This window comes from Umezawaea tangerina, from assembly GCF_003002815.1.
Classification (GTDB): Bacteria; Actinomycetota; Actinomycetes; order Mycobacteriales; family Pseudonocardiaceae; genus Umezawaea; species Umezawaea tangerina.
In genome coordinates this window covers 504,873-523,207 of the sequence record NZ_PVTF01000005.1, presented here as the reverse complement: position 1 = coordinate 523,207, position 18,335 = coordinate 504,873, and the positions used below count along the sequence as shown (strand labels likewise).

The 18,335-nt window shown below is 69.1% G+C and carries 19 protein-coding genes and 1 pseudogene; 8 read left to right on the top strand and 12 right to left on the bottom strand.

Annotated features, from left to right (window positions below; all coding sequences use genetic code 11):
• Positions 1-191: 191 nt before the first annotated feature.
• Both CLV43_RS19745 and CLV43_RS19740 read right to left on the bottom strand, forming a co-directional pair.
• Entirely contained in the window at positions 192-584 is a 393-nt protein-coding gene (locus CLV43_RS19745) for an ester cyclase (protein ID WP_106188667.1), read from the bottom strand.
• Between the two features lie 30 nt (positions 585-614).
• On the bottom strand, positions 615-1,295 hold the full coding sequence (locus tag CLV43_RS19740; RefSeq protein WP_106188666.1) for an SDR family NAD(P)-dependent oxidoreductase: 681 nt from the start codon (positions 1,293-1,295) through the stop codon (positions 615-617).
• 101 nt (positions 1,296-1,396) lie between these two features.
• Here CLV43_RS19740 and CLV43_RS19735 point away from each other — a divergent pair, with 101 nt between their 5' ends.
• Entirely contained in the window at positions 1,397-2,236 is an 840-nt protein-coding gene (locus CLV43_RS19735; protein ID WP_106188665.1) for a helix-turn-helix transcriptional regulator, read from the top strand.
• A gap of 75 nt (positions 2,237-2,311) precedes the next feature.
• On the opposite strand, the gene CLV43_RS19730 is transcribed toward CLV43_RS19735, so the two are convergent.
• On the bottom strand, positions 2,312-2,902 hold the full coding sequence (locus CLV43_RS19730; protein ID WP_106188664.1) for a TetR/AcrR family transcriptional regulator: 591 nt from the start codon (positions 2,900-2,902) through the stop codon (positions 2,312-2,314).
• 122 nt (positions 2,903-3,024) lie between these two features.
• Here CLV43_RS19730 and CLV43_RS19725 point away from each other — a divergent pair, with 122 nt between their 5' ends.
• The 3 genes from CLV43_RS19725 (at position 3,025) to CLV43_RS19710 (ending at position 6,436) form a co-directional block, all read left to right on the top strand.
• Positions 3,025-3,993 (top strand): SDR family oxidoreductase, encoded by a 969-nt coding sequence (locus CLV43_RS19725; RefSeq protein ID WP_106188663.1) that lies wholly within the window; start codon positions 3,025-3,027, stop codon positions 3,991-3,993.
• A gap of 64 nt (positions 3,994-4,057) precedes the next feature.
• Positions 4,058-4,900, top strand: coding sequence for an enoyl-CoA hydratase/isomerase family protein (locus CLV43_RS19720; protein WP_106188662.1), 843 nt, complete (start codon positions 4,058-4,060; stop codon positions 4,898-4,900).
• A 486-nt stretch (positions 4,901-5,386) separates the two neighbouring features.
• A complete protein-coding gene (locus CLV43_RS19710; protein WP_106188661.1) occupies positions 5,387-6,436 on the top strand; it encodes an alpha/beta hydrolase family protein in 1,050 nt (349 codons plus the stop codon).
• Between the two features lie 14 nt (positions 6,437-6,450).
• On the opposite strand, the gene CLV43_RS49350 is transcribed toward CLV43_RS19710, so the two are convergent.
• Positions 6,451-6,768: an MmyB family transcriptional regulator gene (locus tag CLV43_RS49350; RefSeq protein ID WP_245886701.1), complete on the bottom strand. Its 318-nt coding sequence runs from the start codon at positions 6,766-6,768 to the stop codon at positions 6,451-6,453.
• Positions 6,769-7,006: 238 nt separating this feature from the next.
• Between CLV43_RS49350 and CLV43_RS19700 the strand changes: the two genes are divergently transcribed.
• Positions 7,007-7,438, top strand: coding sequence for a VOC family protein (locus tag CLV43_RS19700; protein WP_106188660.1), 432 nt, complete (start codon positions 7,007-7,009; stop codon positions 7,436-7,438).
• A 201-nt stretch (positions 7,439-7,639) separates the two neighbouring features.
• Here CLV43_RS19700 and CLV43_RS19695 read toward each other — a convergent pair whose 3' ends face one another.
• On the bottom strand, positions 7,640-8,641 hold the full coding sequence (locus CLV43_RS19695; protein WP_245886699.1) for an alpha/beta hydrolase: 1,002 nt from the start codon (positions 8,639-8,641) through the stop codon (positions 7,640-7,642).
• A 318-nt stretch (positions 8,642-8,959) separates the two neighbouring features.
• Between CLV43_RS19695 and CLV43_RS19685 the strand changes: the two genes are divergently transcribed.
• Positions 8,960-9,688: a DUF2695 domain-containing protein gene (locus tag CLV43_RS19685; protein WP_106188658.1), complete on the top strand. Its 729-nt coding sequence runs from the start codon at positions 8,960-8,962 to the stop codon at positions 9,686-9,688.
• A gap of 87 nt (positions 9,689-9,775) precedes the next feature.
• Positions 9,776-9,976: pseudogene (locus CLV43_RS49345) on the top strand (transposase); the annotation flags it as partial.
• A 202-nt stretch (positions 9,977-10,178) separates the two neighbouring features.
• Here CLV43_RS49345 and CLV43_RS19675 read toward each other — a convergent pair.
• Entirely contained in the window at positions 10,179-10,952 is a 774-nt protein-coding gene (locus tag CLV43_RS19675; protein ID WP_211304426.1) for an SDR family NAD(P)-dependent oxidoreductase, read from the bottom strand.
• Between the two features lie 695 nt (positions 10,953-11,647).
• On the opposite strand from CLV43_RS19675, the gene CLV43_RS19670 reads away from it, so the two are divergent.
• Positions 11,648-13,015, top strand: a complete 1,368-nt coding sequence (locus CLV43_RS19670) for a helix-turn-helix domain-containing protein (RefSeq protein ID WP_245886722.1) — start codon at positions 11,648-11,650, stop codon at positions 13,013-13,015.
• 45 nt (positions 13,016-13,060) lie between these two features.
• On the opposite strand, the gene CLV43_RS19665 is transcribed toward CLV43_RS19670, so the two are convergent.
• From CLV43_RS19665 to CLV43_RS19640, 6 genes are all read right to left on the bottom strand, one after another.
• The gene (locus CLV43_RS19665; RefSeq protein ID WP_106188656.1) at positions 13,061-13,822 is read right to left on the bottom strand and encodes a thioesterase II family protein; all 762 of its coding nucleotides are present in this window, start codon (positions 13,820-13,822) and stop codon (positions 13,061-13,063) included.
• Positions 13,819-15,069 (bottom strand): cytochrome P450, encoded by a 1,251-nt coding sequence (locus tag CLV43_RS19660; protein WP_106188655.1) that lies wholly within the window; start codon positions 15,067-15,069, stop codon positions 13,819-13,821. The genes CLV43_RS19665 and CLV43_RS19660 overlap by 4 nt, the downstream gene beginning before the upstream one ends.
• A complete protein-coding gene (locus CLV43_RS19655; RefSeq protein ID WP_106188654.1) occupies positions 15,066-15,380 on the bottom strand; it encodes a phosphopantetheine-binding protein in 315 nt (104 codons plus the stop codon). Before CLV43_RS19655 ends, CLV43_RS19660 begins: the two co-directional genes overlap by 4 nt.
• 220 nt (positions 15,381-15,600) lie before the next feature.
• Positions 15,601-17,118, bottom strand: coding sequence for an AMP-binding protein (locus CLV43_RS19650; protein ID WP_106188653.1), 1,518 nt, complete (start codon positions 17,116-17,118; stop codon positions 15,601-15,603).
• Positions 17,115-17,915 carry a phytanoyl-CoA dioxygenase family protein gene (locus CLV43_RS19645; RefSeq protein ID WP_106188652.1) on the bottom strand — a complete coding sequence of 267 codons (801 nt, stop codon included), beginning with the start codon at positions 17,913-17,915 and terminating at the stop codon, positions 17,115-17,117. Before CLV43_RS19645 ends, CLV43_RS19650 begins: the two co-directional genes overlap by 4 nt.
• A gap of 184 nt (positions 17,916-18,099) precedes the next feature.
• On the bottom strand, positions 18,100-18,330 hold the full coding sequence (locus CLV43_RS19640) for a phosphopantetheine-binding protein (protein WP_106188836.1): 231 nt from the start codon (positions 18,328-18,330) through the stop codon (positions 18,100-18,102).
• Between the last annotated feature and the right edge of the window lie 5 nt (positions 18,331-18,335).

Below are 18,335 nucleotides of genomic sequence, written 5' to 3'. Positions count from 1 at the left end.
AAGCCGCGCAACGGATCGACGGGCAAGACCGGTTGGCGAGGTCGGAGAGATCGATCTTCCGCGCCGCGGGAGTGGAGCTCCTCGATCAGTCGACGGGCGATCCGGTTGATCGGGCCATATGTCCAGGTTCGGCGAAATGGTGTGCTCGATGTCGACATGTGACGAGAACTCGGATCAGACGTCCTGGTCGGTCAGGTGGTCAGTTGTCGACGCACCTCGGCGGAGTCGTGCAGGTTGGTCATGTGCACGAACTTGCCGTTGGCGACCTTGTAGATGGCGTACTCGATGATCTCGAACGAGGCGCCGGTCGGGGCGACGCCGAGCCATTCCTTCGTCGGGGTGCCGGTGTTCCTCACCCGCGCGGCGATGCGGTCGCGGTCGAAGAGCAGTTCCTGCACCTCCCAGTGGAAGTCCGGAACGGCGTCGACGATGCTCCTCATGTCGGCCATGACGTCGTCGCGGGTTCCCCGCTCACCGTTGAGGAGCACCTCGTCGGCGATGAACTCGTCCATCCTGTCGATCTCGTGGGCGTCGAGCGCGTTGACGTAGCGCAGGTACCAGGCGCGCAGGTCGTTGTCGGCCATCGGAGTCTCCCTCTCTTCCGGGGGTGGGTTTCAGTAGGCGAGCCGGCCGTGGCGGTTGTGGAATTCGCCGGTGGGACCGTCCGGGCCGAGCAGAGCCAGTGCGACCGTGGCGTCCGTGCCTTCGGTGACGGTCTGGTGGCCTTGGTGGGCGTTGAGGTCGGTGGCGGTGTAGCCGGGGTCGGAGGCGTTGATCCGCATTCCCGGCAGGTTCTTGGCGTACTGCACGGTCAGCGCGATCACGGCGGCCTTCGAACTGGCGTAGGGGACCATGAGCCCGGAGAAGGAGTCGTCGTCCGGGTCCAGCATCGCGCGGGGGAAGCCCAGACCGGAGGCGACGTTGACGATCACCGGGTTGGTCGAGCGCCGCAGCAGCGGCAGGGCGGCCTGGGTGAGGCGGACGATCCCGAAGACGTTGGTCTCGAACGCGATGCGCATCGCGTCGACGTCGAGGTCGTCAAGGCCCCAGGACGGGCCGACGACGGCGGCGTTGTTGACGAGCACGTCGAGGTCGGGCAGGGAGGCGACGGCCTTGTCGACGCTGTCGGAGTCGGTGACGTCGAGCTGGACCGGGATCGCGCCGAGGTCCTGGGCGGGGCCCGCGTTGGCCAGGTCTCGCATGCCGGCGTGGACGGTGTGGCCCGCGGCGATCAGGCGGCGGGCGGTTTCCAGACCGAGGCTCTTGTTGGCCCCGGTCACCAGGGTGGTGGTCATGTCTTCACCCTGCGCCCGTGCCGGGCCGGCCGACAGGCACCGTTGGACGGTGGGACTGGCAGTACCACCCGCCGCGCCCGGTTGCGGGGCATCATGGCGGGATGAGCGAGTTCGCGCGGATCCTGAGGGCGTGGCGGGACCGGGTCCGCCCGGAGGACGTCGGACTGCCCTCCGGGTCGGACCGGCGCGCGCCCGGTCTGCGGCGTGAGGAGCTCGCCCTGCTCGCCGGGGTCAGCGTGGACTACGTCGTCCGACTGGAGCAGGGGCGTGCTTCCCACCCCTCTGCGCAGCTGCTGGCCTCGCTGGCCAGGGCGCTGCGGTTGAACGAGGTCGAGCGCGACCACCTGTTCCGCGTCGCCGGGGTGGCCTCGCCGTCGTCGGGGCATGTGCCCCGGCACGTCACGCCGACCGCGCAGCGCATGGTCGACCGGTTCCGCAACGCGCCGGTGGCCGTCGCCGTGCACACCGCGATCTACGAGCTGGTGTTGTGGAACCCGTTGTGGGCGGCCATGTTCGGTGATCCCTCCAGTCAGACTCGCCTGCAGCGCAACGTCGCGTGGCGGTATTTCACCGACCCGACGCTGCGGATCACGCACACCCCTGATGACGACGAGGCTTACGCCCGTGACCTGGTGGGCCACATCCGCACCGCCGCGGGTCGATACCCCGACGACCCGGACATCCCGCGGCTGGTCGAACGCCTGCTCGAGGCCTCGTCCGACTTCGCCCGCCGTTGGGAGGCCGGAACGGTCGGAGAGCTGCGCACCAGCCGCAAGACCGTCCACACCGGACAGGTCGGCGACATCGTGGTGGACTGCGACACCTTCACCGGCGGCCCCGGCGACCAGACGATCGTGATGATGACCGCCGCCCCTGGCTCCGAGGACGAGCAGAAACTCGACCTGCTCCGCGTCATCGGCCTCCAACAACTGCAGAGCTGACCAGACTGCAGTGCGGTGGGGCGAAGGCTCCGTGCACAGCAGGCGCCGGATCGACGACAAGCAGGATCTGCCGTGTCAGGTCTCGCGGTCTGCCGTCATCGGTGGGGTGGTCGTGGAGAGGCCGCGCAGATCGTCGAAGGCCTGGGAAAGATGTGCGTCCAAGCCCTGTTCGGGGTCCTCGGTCCAGGCTTGCACCGCTTGGCGGTAGGTGGCCCAGCCTGTCCGAGCCGCCAGCCCGGCCAGTCGGTCGGGGACGTCGCGCCGCCGCAGGGCCTCGGCCACGACATCGGTGAGCGATGCGTGCTTGGCCAACTCGCGTTCACGTAGCGCCGGTGTGGCGGCGATGACTTCGAAGCGCGGCTCCGCGAACGGGCGGTTGGCCTCGAGGGCGCGGCCGGTCTCCTGGAAGGCGTGGAGCAGCACCTCGAACGGTTGCAGACCGTCCGGCGCTTCGGCCACGGCCCGCGTCAGCGACGCGCGCAGATCGTCCTCGCCGTCGAAGAGCACCTCGCGCTTGTCCGCGAAGTGCCGGAAGTAGGTGCGCTCGTTGACGCCGGCGCGGGCGGCGATCTCCGCCGTGGTGGTCTGGTCGAATCCGCGTTCCCGGAACAGCTCCAAGGCCGCCTGCTGGAGGCGGCGGCGCGCCTCCATCCCGCTTCGTGGCATGCCCCGAGCCTACCGCGTTGCGCCAGTGGCTGGCGTCACATTGCGCCAGTGACTGGCGTTACCTGTAGTGTCGGTGACTCGCGCTAGGTAGTGCCAGTGACTGGCGCTAAAGGAGGAATCCCATGCACGTCTTCGTCACCGGTGGTTCCGGTCTGACCGGCCCCGCCGTCGTCACCGAACTCCTCACGGCCGGCCACACCGTCACCGGTCTGGCGCGCTCGGACGCCTCCGCCGCTCGGCTGGAGGCTCTGGGCGCCACCCCGCGCCGCGGCTCCTTGGACGACCTCGACATCCTGCGTGACGGCGCCGCAGCCGCCGATGGCGTCCTGCACATGGCCTACGGCGGCGACTACGCCGATCCGGATGCTCTCGCCCGACGCGACCGCGGCGCGATCGAAGCGCTCGGCCAGGGCCTGGTCGAGACCGGCAAGCCGTTGGTCATCACCTCGGGCACGTTGGTGATGCGGGGTGGCAGGGTCAGCACCGAGCAGGAGGCGCCGGACCCCGATTCGGTCGTCGCCGTTCGCATCGCCGGCGAGCAGGCCTGCCTGAGCCTCGCGGATTCGGGGGTGCGCGCCAGTGTCGTGCGACTCGCGCCGACCGTGCACGGCCCCGGCGACTACGGGTTCATCCCGGCTCTCATCGCCGCCGCGCGCCGGGCAGGGGTCTCGGCCTACATCGGCGAGGGCACCAACCGGTGGCCGGCCGTACACCGGTTGGACGCCGCCGGCCTTTTCCGGTTGGCGCTGGAGAAGGCTCCCTCCGGAAGCGTGCTGCACGCCGCGGCCGAAAGCGCCGTGACGATCAAGAGCATCGCCGAGCGGATCGCACGGACACTCGACGTGCCCACCGTCTCGTTGGGCCTGGAGCAGGCCTCCGAGCACCTCGGGAACCCCTTCCTGGCGACGTTCTTCTCGCTCGACGTACCCGTCTCCAGCGAGCACACCCGTGCGCTCCTGGGGTGGGAGCCGAAGCACGCGACGTTGCTGGAGGACCTCACGACCGGCGACTACTTCACCCCGCAGGCCAGCGTCCGCGCCGAGGAGATCTGGTCACCGCGCCACCGGGCGCACCAGCACAGCCCGAACTGACCCGCGCTCCCGACCGCACGTCCCCAACCAGACGCCAGCACCACACGACGAGAGAAGCGCATCCATGTCCATCGACGACTTGCGTCCCCGCATCGACTGGGGCAAGTACCAGACGCTCACGCTCGACCGGCGCGACGGCGGGGTCCTGCTCGTCACGATCGCCGAACCCGACGGGTTCCCCGCCCCCACGCTCACCCGGCGACACACGGAGATCAGTCACGTCTGGCGCGATTTCGCCGACGACCCCGAACTCCGCGTCGCGGTCATCACCGGCAGAGGGGACAAGTTCTGGACCGTCGAAGGCACCGACGGCATCGAGGAGATGCTCGAGAACCCCGGTAGTTACGCCAATACCGTGAACCTCATCCGCGAAGGTCTCGCGAACGTGCACGGCATCGTCAACTGCGACAAGCCGATCGTGTCCGCGATCAACGGGGAGGCCATGGGGTCCGGGCTCGCGGTCGCCCTGCTCGCGGACGTCAGCGTCGCCGCGACGGACGCGCGCCTGATCGACGGACACCTCCTCCAGGGAATCGCCGCGGGTGATCACTCGGTGATGATCTGGCCCCTGCTCTGCGGCATGGCGAAGGCCAAGTACCACCTGCTCGCCTCGGAGGACCTCACCGGCGAGGTGGCCGAGCGCATAGGGCTGGTAAGCGCCGCCGTACCGGCCGGTGACGTACTCGACACCGCGCTCGGCATCGCCCACCGGATGGCGGCCGGTCCGCAGCACGCCCTGCGCTGGACGAAGCGCTCGCTCAACCACTGGCTCCGGACCGCGACCCCCGCCTTCGAAGCGTCGCTCGGATTCGAGGCACTGAGCTTCTTCGGACCGGACCTCGTCGAGGCCCTCAAGGCGCAGATCGAGAACCGCTCACCGGAATTCGCCACACCGCTGCCCTGGTAGTGCTCGCGCGAGGGCCATCGTTCGGGTCCGCCACGAATCAAGGTCACCTGGCCCGACAAGCTTCCGCATCGCGCTGGATCGACGGGTGGCGTCGACGTGAATATTTGCCGATCGGTACAGATATGCAGCGAAGGCCTGGGGGTCCTATTCGGTCGGCGCGCACTCGCGGAGGGCGATCTGACGAAGGGTGCCGACTCCGCGCGTCTGGCCCGTTATGTCATGACGCTCTCCTTTGGTCTGGCGGTCCAGGTGGCAGGCGAGGCGGAGGTGGACGAACTCCTCGGGGTCGTCGAGGAGGTCCTGGCCGCCTGGCGGTCGTCGCGCGCACACGGCTGATCGTCCGTAGCGCTCGTAGGCACCGGCTGGCTCCTCGCGGCGGGCCCTGGGTGGTAGCAGTCTTCCTACCGTCGCGGCTTCTCTGGTTGACATCGGGCAACGGGCGAACGATCAGGATGGTCGAATCACCTGCCACTGGAGGTCGAGTCCATGTCGGACACCGAACAGCGAGGAACCAGGACCGTGGAATGGCGGCTCTCGGCGGTCACCAGCCCGCGGCTCGCCGATCCCGTGCCCGTGGTGACCGCCGAGGACATCCCCTACATCACCGACGCGAACCGGTTTCAGAACCTGAGCGTGTACCTGCCGTGGACACCGGAGACGTCAGCGCTAGTCGGCACTCCGGCCGAGTCGCTGCCGGGCGTCGAACCAGGTCGTCCGCGGATCCAGGTGCACGTCCACGGCGGTGCGTGGCGTGATCCCCGGCTGACCGCCCGGTCGATCGAACCCACCGTCGCGCACGCGTTCTCCGGGACCGGCCGGTCAGCCCCGATCGCCGCGATCGCGTCGCTCAACTACACCCTCTCGCGGTTTCCCACCCATCCCGCGTTGCCCTACGACCCGATCAAGGACAACCACACCGACCCGTCCCGCGAGGCCGTGCACCCCCAGCACGTGAGCGATTTCCTGCACGGTCTGGCACTGCTGCGGTCGTTCGGCCTGACCGACGGTTCGTACGTCCTCTCGGGCCACAGTTGCGGTGCCTGCCTGTCGTTCCAGTCCATTCTGCGACCGCCGCGGCACTACGGGCTCGACCACCTGCCCGCAGCGCCGATCCCGGCCGCGCTGATCGGGCTCAACGGTCTGTACGACCTTCCCGAACTGGTGACCGCGACCGGGCTCGGCGAGTCGCACGCGCACCTCCGCGACGACTACGAGATGTTCCTGTCCAACGCGTTCGGAGCGGACCAGCGCGCCTGGCCCGCGGCGAGTCCGGCACGCTTCGACCCGGCGGAAGTCGCCGAACAGGTCCGCGAAGGCAACGCACCCCGTTTGGTCGTGCTGGAGCAGAGCGCCGAGGACCAACTGGTGCCAACGCGCCAGCGCGAACTGCTCACGGCAAAACTGTCCGAAGTGGACGGTCTTCGTGTCGTCGAGGGTAACCGGTGCACGGGGAAGCACGCCGCCCCGTGGGAGCAGGGGGACATGATCTGGGAGAGCGTTCAGGACGTCCTCCGGCTCCTGCAACAGGAGGACTGAGCTCGCCCGGCTGGTCATGCTCGACGCGGGGCGGTGACACCGGACAGGATCGCGAGCCGGAACTTGGTCTCGTCCTCGCTGTCCGGTGTCGCCGTCAAGGCGACGATCTTCCGTTCCGCGTCACCGTCGATGATGACGTCGCAGTCCACCACGATCGGACCGGTTGCCGGGTGCTCGACGATCTTGCGGTCTTCGCGGTGCGCGCCGACCGCACCGGACGCCCACAGTTCGGCGAACCGCTCGTTGCCCTTGGTGAGCTTCCGGATCAGGGTGGTGAGCCGCCTGCTGTCCGGGAACCGCCCCGTCGCACGGCGCAGGTCGGACACGGGCACGGCGGCGTCTCCCAGCCGGAGGAGCAGGCGGCTCAGACCGGGCGGGAGGTGATCGGAGATCTCCCCGTCGGCGGGCGCGCCGAGGCCGGCCAGTCGGTACAGGTGGTCGCACCCAGCGTCGTCTCGTCGGCGGTCATGGTTCGACTCTGACTCCTGCGCGGAGGTCAAGGGTGGTAGCGGTTTTCCTACGGTGGATCCGTCCCTGGCGAGGTGGGCCGTCCCGCGCGAGATTGACTTCATGACCATTGCCTTCTCACACGATCACCTCGGCATCACCGTCACCCCGGATCGGCTTGTCGACACCATCGAATGGTATTCGAGCAAGCTCGGGTTCACCGTCGATCGGCGCTTCGACTCCCACGGCACCACGTTCGTGTACCTGGTCAACGGCGACGTCAAGATCGAACTGCTGGCAGGCGCGGCCACCGGCCAGAAACCGACCGACAACGTTCTCACCAGCATGGACCCTTCTCGCCTGCACCACTTCTGCCTCGCGGTCGCCGACCTGGACGTGGCCGTCGCCGAACTGGACGGCCTCGGTGTGCGGCTGATCGGCGGTCCTATGGAGATCGACGACATCAAGCAGCGGATCGCCTTCATCACCGACAACCTCGGCAACATCATCGAACTCATGGCGCCTGGCACTTGGGCTGCGGGCAGGCCGAACTGAGCGTCATCCGCCAGGTGGGTCCGGGCGTCGAAGGCCGGAGGTGCTCATCACGTCCGACGCCACCTGAATGGCTTCATTCGGGTGGCGTCAGCCGGCATGCCGGGCAGGACATCGCGAGGTGGTGCGGGCGGCGGCAGAGTCGACCGGGACGAGGTCGACCACGCCGCACATCCCGCCACCGATTGCTGTCGAACGGGATCGTCAGTCGGTGGCGAGGAGGCGCTCCAGCCAGTCGCGGCGCGCCGCGATGGCGGCCTTGCTGATCCGCGCGTCGGGGACCTCCCGGTCGAAGGCGTGGAATCCGCCGGGCCACACGTGCAGTTCGGCCTTGCCGCCCGCCTGCCAGATCCGGCCCGCGTAGTCGACGACCTCGTCACGCAGGCACTCCGCGGAGCCGACGTCGAGGAACGCGGGCGGCAAACCGGCCAGGTCGGTGGCGCGTGCGGGCGCGGCGTACTGCGGTACGTCGGGTCCGTCCTGGAGGGCACCCAGCAGCGAGTTCCAGCCGAACAGGTTGTAGCTGCGGTTCCAGAACTCGATCCCGTCCATCTGCATGGCCGAGGCGCTGTCGTTGCGGTCGTCGAGCATGGGAGCCATCAGCAGTTGGCCGAGCAGGCGAGGGCCGCCCTTGTCGCGCACGGTCAGGGCGAGCGCGGCGCTCAGACCGCCGCCGGCGCTGGGGCCGGTGACGACGATGCGCTCCGGGTCGATGCCGAGTTCGTCCGCGTGCTCGGCGACCCACAGCAGGCCGGCGTAGGCGTCGTCGATCTGGGCGGGATAGGGGTGTTCGGGCGCGAGCCGGTAGCCGATCGAGATCAGGGTGGCTCCGATCCGCTCGGCCGTGTCGAGGACCTGGTCGAGCCCGGTGCGGTGGTCGTTGCAGAAGAACCCGCCGCCGTGCAGGTAGTAGAGCGCCGGCCGTGACGCGGGCGCACCGGCGGGTGTGCAGATCAGCAGCGGGATCTCGGGGTCGCCCTCCGGACCGGGTACCGAGGGTTGGGAGACGGTGAAGCGGCCGCCGCGGTCGAGGTCGTCGAGCATGGCCACCGCGGCGTCGACCTCCGCGCGGATCCCCGGCAGCATCTCGAGGCTCATCCGCTTCAACTCCGGCTCCTCCACCATGAAGGCGTCGTAGGCGACCTGGAGTTCGGCATCGAGTGGGACGGTCGCGGTGGGTGCGGTCTTCCCCGGTTCACGGTTCACCCGCGCAAGCTAGTGCCCCCGTTTCCTGCGCGCCAACCGATTTCGGTACCTCGTCGATCGCGCGGCAGGGGTGGGCGGACAGCGCAGAACGCGACATCGGCAGCGCAGGAGTGCATTTTCTGCGCCATTGTGGCGCGACAGGCCGAGGCCAGCGTGGTGTACGAGGACGAGACCGTTGTCGGACTGACTGGTGACGTCCGTTCATACCGCCGAGCGCCCCAATGCCCATGAGGGATCGAACAGTCGGATGTTGCGGTTCGCATCGCTCTGACAGGGTTAGGCTTCGCCCACCACCGCGTACGACGAGGAGCAGACCCGATGACCACGATCTCCTCGTTGTCGGAGGACGAGGCCCGGGAACTGTGGGCCGGAGGCCAGCCCGGTCGTGAGGAGTACTTCTTCTCCACGGTCGCCGCCACCGGAACTGTGTGGGCGTGGGACTTCGAGACCGGTTTGCTGGAGATCGACGACCAGGACAACGCCCTGGTCCCGTTGTGGCCGCATCCCCGGCTGGCTGTGATGGCCGCCGAGGCGATGGGTTTCGAGGACGCCGAACCGGCGGTGCCGGTCGACGTCGACGTGCTGCTGGGCGAGGTGTTCGAGCGCTTCCACCGTGAGGGGCACGAGATCGCCGTCCTTCCCACCGACGGCACCTTCACCACCATCCTGTCCCTGGAACGGTTCCGGGTGAACGTCTTCGAGGCGCGGCTTCAGGCCGCCGGGCTGACCGACCAGGCTGCCCGCGCCCGGCGGGAGGAGTTCTACGCGGACCGGGTCCGACGCGCGGACCGGCGGCTCGGCCTGTTGGCGGAGGACCGGCACGTCCTCGTGGAGCACCTGCGGGAATGCCTGGCGAGCGCGGCGTGCGAGCATCGGATCACCTTCCCCGCCACACGGGACTGGATCGAAGCCCGAGGACTGTCCTGGGACCTGCTCTCCCGATCCGCGGTGAAGGTGCTGGGCTCGTGCGACTGCGAAATCCTCGACCACCTCAGGCGAAACCCCGGCCAAACCGCCACACGACCAGCCCGGACCACCGAATCCTGACGACACAGCTCAAGACGTCCTCACACAATGGGGCGATCGGCAGACGAACTCCCTGAGCAGGGACGTCACCCCTCCGATGTGGTGGAGGTGTCGAAGCCGTGGCTGGTCGAGGACGAGTTGTGGGATCTGGTCGAACCGTTGATGCCGGTGCCACCGCGTCGGACCCGTAACCCCGGCCGGAAGCGATTACCGGATCGTCTGTGCCTGCAAGGCGTCCTGTTCGTCCTGCACACCGGCATCGGCTGCGAGCCCCTGCCTCAGGAGTTGGGGTTTGGGTCCGGCGTGACGTTGACGGGACCCAATAGTTGGGCCACATCACCTGGTCCGACTATCGGGCCCCGTCACAACCACTCCTGGGATCCGGCAGGCGGTCTGGAACGGCGGCAAACCCGGGGCACATGAATGTCTCCACCAAACCCGGTGTACAGGGTTGCGCCGGGTGGTGATCGTGTTGCTGGTGCGGTCACCTCGGAGGAAGCGGTTCAGTCGGTCACATCGTGACGACTGAGTTCTTGCCGCCGTCCACGGTGAGCGTGGCGCCTTGGATGTAGGAGGCTTTGGGGGAGATGAGGAAGCGGATGGCTTCGGCCACCTCTTCCGGTTGGGCGCCGCGGCCTGCGGGGAGGTCGGTGAGGTAGCGGTCGAACATGTCGCGGATGTGTTCGTTGACCCTGGTGAGGACGTAGCCGGGGTCGACGGAGTTGACGCGTACGCCGCGTGGGCCGTATTCGGCGGTCCAGGACTTGGTCAGCATGCTCAGCGCGGCTTTCGCGGCCTGGAAGGCGCTGGTGCCGGAAGCGGCCATGGTGGTGCTGAGGCTGCCCACGTTGACGATGGCGCCCCGACCTCGGTCCGCCATGCCGGGTGCGAACGCGCCGGTGAGGATGTAGGGCGCTTTCACGTTGAGGGTGAAGGTGGTGTCGAACCTCTCCTCGGTCGTGGCCTCGGTCGGTGCGAATTCGCCGCCGCCCGCGTTGTTGACCAGGACGTCGACCGTGCCGTCGCCGATCCGCTCGCGCACCTCGGCTACCAGGGCTCGCACCGCGGCGGGGTCGGTGAGGTCGGCGAGTACCGCGATGGCCTTGCCGCCGGCTGCTTCGATGCGCTTCACGGTCTCCTCGGCGCGGTCGTGGTCGCGACCGCACACCACGACCGCGAAACCGTCCTCGGCCAAACCCACCGCGGTCTCGCGTCCGATCCCGCTCGTCGAGCCGGTCACCACGGCCCACGACTCGCGCGTCTCGGACATCGCGAACTCACTCATCGAACACCCATTCCATTCTTCGGACTTCGTGCGAACGGCAGCCGGCTTCGGTCGACCGTCACGGGTGGTGTGACGTCGCCGGCTGCGGTAGGTGCACTACGGCGGTGCTGCCCGCGTCGGTCGGGTGACCGTCGGGAGCGCTCCGGTGATCGTGGTCGAATGCTGTTCCATGGATACTTGACTTTACAGTGGCAAGTCAACATTACGTCGTAAACCTGTGGCCGTGAACGACATCCAGCGTGGTGGTGCACGCGCTGCGGGGCGAGAACTCGCCAGGCGTCGCGGTGCGCACCTGACGTCCGCCGCCGGCCGGTGCGCCCGGCCGCGTCATCCGGGTCCGGCTTGTTGAGACGGGCGCGACCGGTGGACCCGGTCGAATATTTGCCGGTTACCGTTCGTAGATCCCGATGATTGCCAGTCCGTTCGGCGGATGTCTACAGTGGAATGGCACCGGTCGGGAAGCGGGGTCGGAGTTTTTCAGTATTCCCCGCTCTGGGTCATGGGAGAAGTAGTAAGGCTACCAAGAATCTGTCCGAGAATCAGTGACCGGGAGAGGCGGTCGGATGCGCGGCGCGCAAAAGCTCTGTGGTGAGATCGACGGGCGCATGAGCGTCAGTCCGCATGCTGTCGGAGGACACGCGGCAACCGGACCTCCGTTGCGCGAACACGCGATGGGAGGCCCGCGGCAGCGGTCGGTGTCGACATCGTCGGAGAGGTCCGGTGACACAGCTTCGTTCGCCGAACTGCTGAAGAGACATCGGGGCCGGTCCGGGTTGACCCAGCAACAGCTGGCGGACTTCGCGACGTTGAGCGTCCGAGCGGTCCGGGACCTGGAGAGCGGACGGGTTCGGCGGCCGCGTCGGGAGAGCGTGCGGCTGCTTGCGGACGCGTTTCGGCTGGGTGGCCCGGAGCGCCTGCAACTGCACGCTGCCAGTGAGAGCTCGGCTGACCTGCGGACTGCGCTGTCCGAGCCGTCCGCTTCGCTCGCCGTGTCCGAGCTGCCGGCGTCGCTTGGCCCGCCCGAGTCGCCGGCTTCGCCTGGTATGCCCGAGCCGCCGGCTTCGCCGGGCAAGCTGGTGGGGCGGGAAGCGGAGTTGCAGGTCCTGCTCGATCAGGTGACCGTGTACGGCCATCGCCTGGTGAGCGTGGTCGGCATCGGCGGCATCGGGAAAACGCATCTGGTGCTCGAGGCGGCCCGAGTGCTGCGTGCGACGGGGTGGCGGGTCGGGTGGTGCGCGTCGGCCGAGGATTCCCTTTGCTGCGGTGTGGTTCCTCCGGCCGGTTCCGGCGGGTCGTCGCTGGGTGCTGCTGATCTGACCGGCGACCTCGTCGGGGCGATCGGTGAAAGGCGTGAACTGCTGGTGCTCGACGGCGGCGACGCCTCGGGTGCCGGCAGGGTGGACGTGGGCGAGCTGCTTCGGCGTTGTCCGGGGCTGCGCGTCGTGGTGACCGGTCTGGCGCCGCGACATCTGCCGGGTGAGCGCGTGCTGCCGCTCACGGCGCTGGCCGTGCCGGAGGAGGCGCGGGACTACGACCACGCCGACTGCGCGCGGTTGAGCGAGGTCGCGTCCGTGGCGTTGTTCCTGTCCCACATGCGTCGGTCACGGCCGGGGTTCCGGCTTCGGGAGGACAACGCGCACGCGGTGGTGCGGTTGTGCCGCTGGCTCGACGGTGTGCCAAGGGCACTCGAGTACGCGGCAGGCTGGTGCCTGCTGTACCCGCCCGAGGTCCTGCTGGCCCAAGCCGGTCGGGACTCCTTCCTCCTCTCCTCCCCGGTGGGCTGCGACTGCCAGAACATGCTGCGGTCCCTGGCGCGCAGCGTCGACATCGTGTCCGAGGGCCATCGCCGTGTGCTGGCCGAGGTCGCGGACCGTCCTTACTGGACGGTCGGGGACCTCGACCACCTGGTGCCGGATCCGGCCGCCGCCCTGCACGCGCTGCTGGTCCACGGCCTGGTGCGGCCCGCGGACGCCCGTTGGCCGGAGCGGTTCACGGTGCTGCAACTCGTGCGGCTGCTGTACATGCAGGACCGGGCTCCGAGGAGGGTGGCCCGTGTCGGTTGAGACGGGGCCCAGCCGTGGCCCTTGCGCGTCCGGCACCACCGATTTTCACCACCACCGACCTGAAGCCGGGTGTCCGCGACGGGTGGCGAGCGTCTGGAGAAGGGGGGCGGGTGCGTCCATGAAGTCGTAGTGGCCGCCTTCGACGACGTGGAACTCGACCGAGTCGGCGTAGCGAAGCCAGCCTTGGAGGTCGGCCAGGCTCACGTCGGTGTCCTGGCTCCAGTGCAGGACGGTGATGGGGCAGTCGAGTCGGGCGGGTTCGGTGCGCCGGTAGGCAACGGCGGCGGCGCGGTCGCGCAGCAGCACGACCATGCCCATGTCGATCATGTCGGGGCGGGGTTCGAGGCCCCGGCCGCGCAGGAACGCGACGAGCTCGGCGCGCAGGTCGTCCTCGCCCAGGGTGAGCATCCGGTCGTGGGCGGCCTCGTGCGGAGCGGGTTGGCCGGACACGAACAGCCGTTGGGGAGTGGGCAGGCCGGCGGCGGCCAGGTTCAGCGCGCTCTCGTAGGCGGGCAGGGCGCCCGCGCAGTGCCCGAAGAACGCGAACGGTGTGTCGAGCAGCGGGGTGAGAGCTTGGACGAGTTGGTCGGCGAGGTTCTCGTAGCTGGCGTAGTGCGGGTGGGCGAGGCGGTTCTCGCGGCCGGGGAACTGCACCGGGCAGATCTCGGCGTCGCCCGCGGTGGCGGGCCAGGCGCTGAACGCGGAGGCGCCCGAGCCGGAGAAGGGGAAGCAGAACAGGCGTGCGGGTGCACTGGTGGCGGGAGGCCGGACGAACCACGGCGAGGCGAGGGCGTGGCCGGACGTCATGGGGTGAGCCGTTTCTGGGCGGTGATGGGCAGGTGGGTCATGCCGGCGATGAAGTAGGAGCGCAGGTGCTCCGGTTCACCGGCCAGGTCAAGGGAGTCGAAGTGGTGGAGGAGCTCCTCGAAGAAGACGCGCAGGGTCAGGCGGGCCAGCGGGGCGCCGATGCAGAAGTGGGGGCCGAACCCGAAGGCGACGTGCCGCTTGGCGTTGGCACGGGTGAGGTCGAAGGTGTGCGGGGCGGCGAACTGGGTGGCGTCCCGGTTGGCCGAGCCGATCCACGCGACGACCGCCGCGCCTGCCGGGATGACGCCGTCCGCGACAGGGACGTCGGTCACGGCGTAGCGCATGAAGTTGCACGCGGCCGAGGTCCAGCGCAGCCCTTCCTCGACCAGGTCGGGGATCAGGGTGGGGTCGGCCTGGGCTTTGCCGAACTGCTCGGGCCGCTCGACGAGGGCCTGCACGGTGCCGGAGACGGTGTGCGGGGTCGTCACGTTGGCGCCCAGCAGGATGCTGTAGCCGTCGAGGGCGATCTCCTGGTCGCTCAGCGGTTCCCCGCCGGGGCGCACGCTCATCAGGTGGTGGAGCAGGCTGTCGTCCTCGGTTCCGGAGCCGCGGCGTTCCTTGACCCACTCGGTGACGTATCCGACGAGTTCGTGGTGGGAGATCGCCAGGGTGGCGGCTTCGCTGCCGAGCTGGAAGTGCGGGTCGGAGGGGGCTGTGACCATGGCGGTGAGCTGGACGAGCTCCGCCCAGTCCTTCTCGGGGATGCCCAGCAGCGGGCCGGTGACGATGGCCGGGAGCAGCAGCGCCCGCTCGGCCAGGTCGAACACCCCGCCGTCCAGGGCGGGCTCCAGGAAGCGGGTCACCGACCGGCGGATGGAGTCCTCCCATGACTTGACCGCGCGGGCGGTGAGCTTGGCGCCCAGCGGCCTGCGGACCTCGGTGTGCCGGGGCGGGTCGGTGGAGGTGAGCAGCACACCGGCGGCGACGTCGTCCTGGCCGAGGTGGGTGGGCACGGTACCGCGTTCGGAGGTGAAGTCGCGGTGGTCGCCCAGGACGCGGCACACGTCCTCGTGGCGGGTGACCGACCAGAACTCGCGTCCGTCGGGCAGCACCTGGTGGTGCAGGGGCGCCTTGGCGCGCATGACGTCCCAGACGGAGTGCGGGTCGCCCGTGCTGTAGAGGTCGAGGTCGAACAGGTCGACGGTGTCGAGGTCGATGTCGCGGGCGGGGCCCGGCGTCAGTCTCATGTGCCGGACCTGCCCTGCTCGATCAGCCCGGCGACGCGGGCCGGGGTCTGCGCCAGGTAGAAGTCGCGGACGGAGAGCTGCACGCCGTGGTCGAGCGCGACCCGTTCGATGATCTTGATGCCGGTCAGCGAGTTGCCGCCGAGGGCGAAGAACTCGTCGTCCGCCCCGATCCCGGGGCGGTTGAGGAGTTCGCCCCACAGCGCGAGGATCTGGTCCACCAGCGGCGCCGTGCTGCCCGAGGGCGCGTCGTGGTGTTGTGCGGTCTTGTCCTGTCCACCTTGGGGGTGGATCACCTGCGGTGCTGATTCCATGGTCGGTGTTTCCCTTCTTCGCCGAACGGGAGGTCCCGCTCGGTCCTGCGCGATGTGCTCGGCCGTCGGCGGAGGTGGCGGGCCGGCACACGCCGGCCCGCGGCAGATGGCTGTCCGGAGCGTTGCCGCCGCGGGTACCGCCGGCGTGTGGGGCCGAAGGCGCCTGTGGTGCGGGGAGACGACTTCGGCCTGATCACGACGGCCCGCGGACAAGTGCGCGTCAGCCCAGGGGCACCGAGTGCTCCTGGAACACCTCCCGGAGCTTCCCCCGGTCGATCTTCCCGTTCCGCGTCATCGGGAGCTCCTGCAGTTCGATGAAGTGCCGGGGGACCATGAACCGGGGCAGACCGGAGGTGCACGCACGGGTCAGGTCGTCCCGCTCGACCTCCGCACCGGTCGCGCGGGTGTAGTACGCCGCCAGCTGCGTGGACGCGCCGACCTTGACCCCGACGACCGCGGCCCGACGGACACCGGGGACCTGGGCGATCACGGACTCCACCTCACCCGGCTCGACCCGGTAGCCGTTCACCTTGAGCTGGTTGTCGATCCGCGCGATGAAGTGGAAGTCGGTGCCGTCGAACGTGACCAGGTCTCCGCTGAAGTAGCAGCGGCGCGTGCCGCCGTCCTGGTGCTCGACCTCCCTGAACTTCTGCGCGGTGAGCGCGTCGTCACCGGCGTACCCGACCCCGACGCAGTTCCCGGCGATGACCAGCTCCCAGGTCTCGCCCGCCGTGAACGGCCGAAGTCGACCGTCCACATGGCACAGCAGCTCCGCGTCGACGACCGCGGTGCCGATGGGCGGCCGGTCGGGCCAGCCGGTGACGTCGCCCGCCAGCCGGTACTGGGTGACCACGTGCGTCTCGCTCGGGCCGTACTGGTTCACCAGCGTGAGGTCCCCGTCGGCGCAGAACTTCCGCACCTCCTCGTTGATCACCAGCTGTTCACCCGCGACCGAGATCTCGCGCAGGGTCGGGGTTTCCACGCCCGCGACGCACGCGGCGGCGGCCAGTCCGTGCAGTCCGACCACCGGCTGGAAGAGCCGGGCGGCGTCGTGCTCGCGGATGATGTCGATCAACGTGAACGGGTCCAGCCTGTCCTGGTCGTCCACCACGATCAGGGTCGCGCCCGCCAGCCAGGTCGCCACCGTGTCCTCGTACACCATGTCGAACCCGATGGACGACATGTGCAGCGTGTTCGGGGCCCGGTCGTGGCTCCACCTCCGGACGTGCCAGGCGCCCAGCTCCGCCAGGACGACCGGCGGCACCACGACGGCCTTGGGTTCGCCGGTGGATCCGGAGGTGGGGATGACGTAGCAGATCGGGCCGTCCGCGACCTCGTCCCGTCTCGCTCCCCGGATCGACCGGAAGGTGTGTTCCGGGATGCCCGCGTCCACCGGTGCGCACTCGTCGGCGCGCAGGACCATGGAGCAGCCGGCGCTGGTCACCAGTTTGCCGGTCCAGGTCGACGGCATGGTCGGGTCGATGGACAGCACGCCGGCTCCGACGCGCCACACGCCCAGCACCGCCGCGCAACGGGACCACGAGCGGGTCGAGTGCACGTCGACGACGTCACCGGGGCCGATTCCGCGTGCGGCGAGGCCACCGGCGATCTCCGCCGACACCTCGTCGAGCTGGGCGTAGGTGTGGGCGATGCCGTTGTCGACGACCGCCACCGCGTCCCGGTGCCGGGCGATGGCGTCGACCAGCGCCCGGATCAGTGGAACATCGAGGCCGGTCATCCGATGAGACCGCCGTCGATGAGCTCCAGCGGGCGGTAGTCGCGCGACGCGACGAACTCCGGTCGCGGGTGGGGTACTTCGCGCAGCTCGTTGTCGACGCTGTTGTAGCTGACGAACGCCATGGTCCGGTCGATGGGCGACATGTTCGCGCCGGAGCCGTGCGCGATGCAGGGGTGGAAGAACAGCAGGCTCCCGGCGCGTCCGACGACCGACCGGATCTCCGAGTCCGCGGTCACCTTGGCCATCTGCTCGGCGTCCAGCGCGAACTTCAGCTTCGCCGACAGGTCGGCCTCCCACTGCGACGTGTTGCCCGGCTCGGGACGCCACGGGGTGATCGCGCCGTTGCGGTGCGAGCCGGGCACGACCAGCAGCGGGCCGTTGTGCTCGGTCGCGTCGTCCAGCAGCAGAGCGACGTTGACCGCCCGCGGCTCGGGCATGCCGTCCTTGGGGCCCCAGACGCTGTAGTCCTGGTGCCACTGCCAGACTTCCCCGCGCAGCGCCCTCTTGGCGTTGACCTTGCACTGGAACACGTGCAGCTTGCTCTCCAGCAGCTGCTCCGCCGAGGCCAGCAGTTCGGGCAACCGCACGAGCCTGGAGAACAGCGCGCCCGTGGTGTGGCAGCCGTGGATGCCCCGCACCGTGGTCCCGTCCTCTTCGAAGATCCGCCCAGGGTGGTCGGTCTCGTAGAGATCGGTCACCTCGCGTCGCAGGGCGGCGATGTCGCTGGCGTCGAAGACGTCTTCGAGGAGCAGGAACCCTTCGGACCAGTATTCCGCGATCTGACTTTCGGTGAGCATGGTGCGATGACCTTTCTGCTTGGTTCTAGGGGAGGTGGATCGTTGCGCTGACCTGAGCAGGCGGGAGTTTTCTGCCCAGGCGGAATCGGCAGGATGATTGGTGGCAGAGCGCATCGGAGCAGGACGCGCGGTTTCCCGTAGGGGACAGAACTTCCGGCCGTGGCGACCGGCATTCCTTGTTGTATTACGGGGTGAGGGCCGCGTGGGTGTCGATGTAGGCGGCGATCGACGCCACTGTGGGGTTGAGGAACATCTGGTCCATGGGTACTTCCGCGCCCAGTTCCTCGATGAACGCGCCCTGGATCCTCATCATGATCACGGACTGACCTCCCAGGGCGAAGAAGTCGTCGTCCACCGTGATGTCGTCGCGGTGGAGTTCCCGGCACCAGATGGCGCGGACGCGGTCGGCGGTCATCTCAC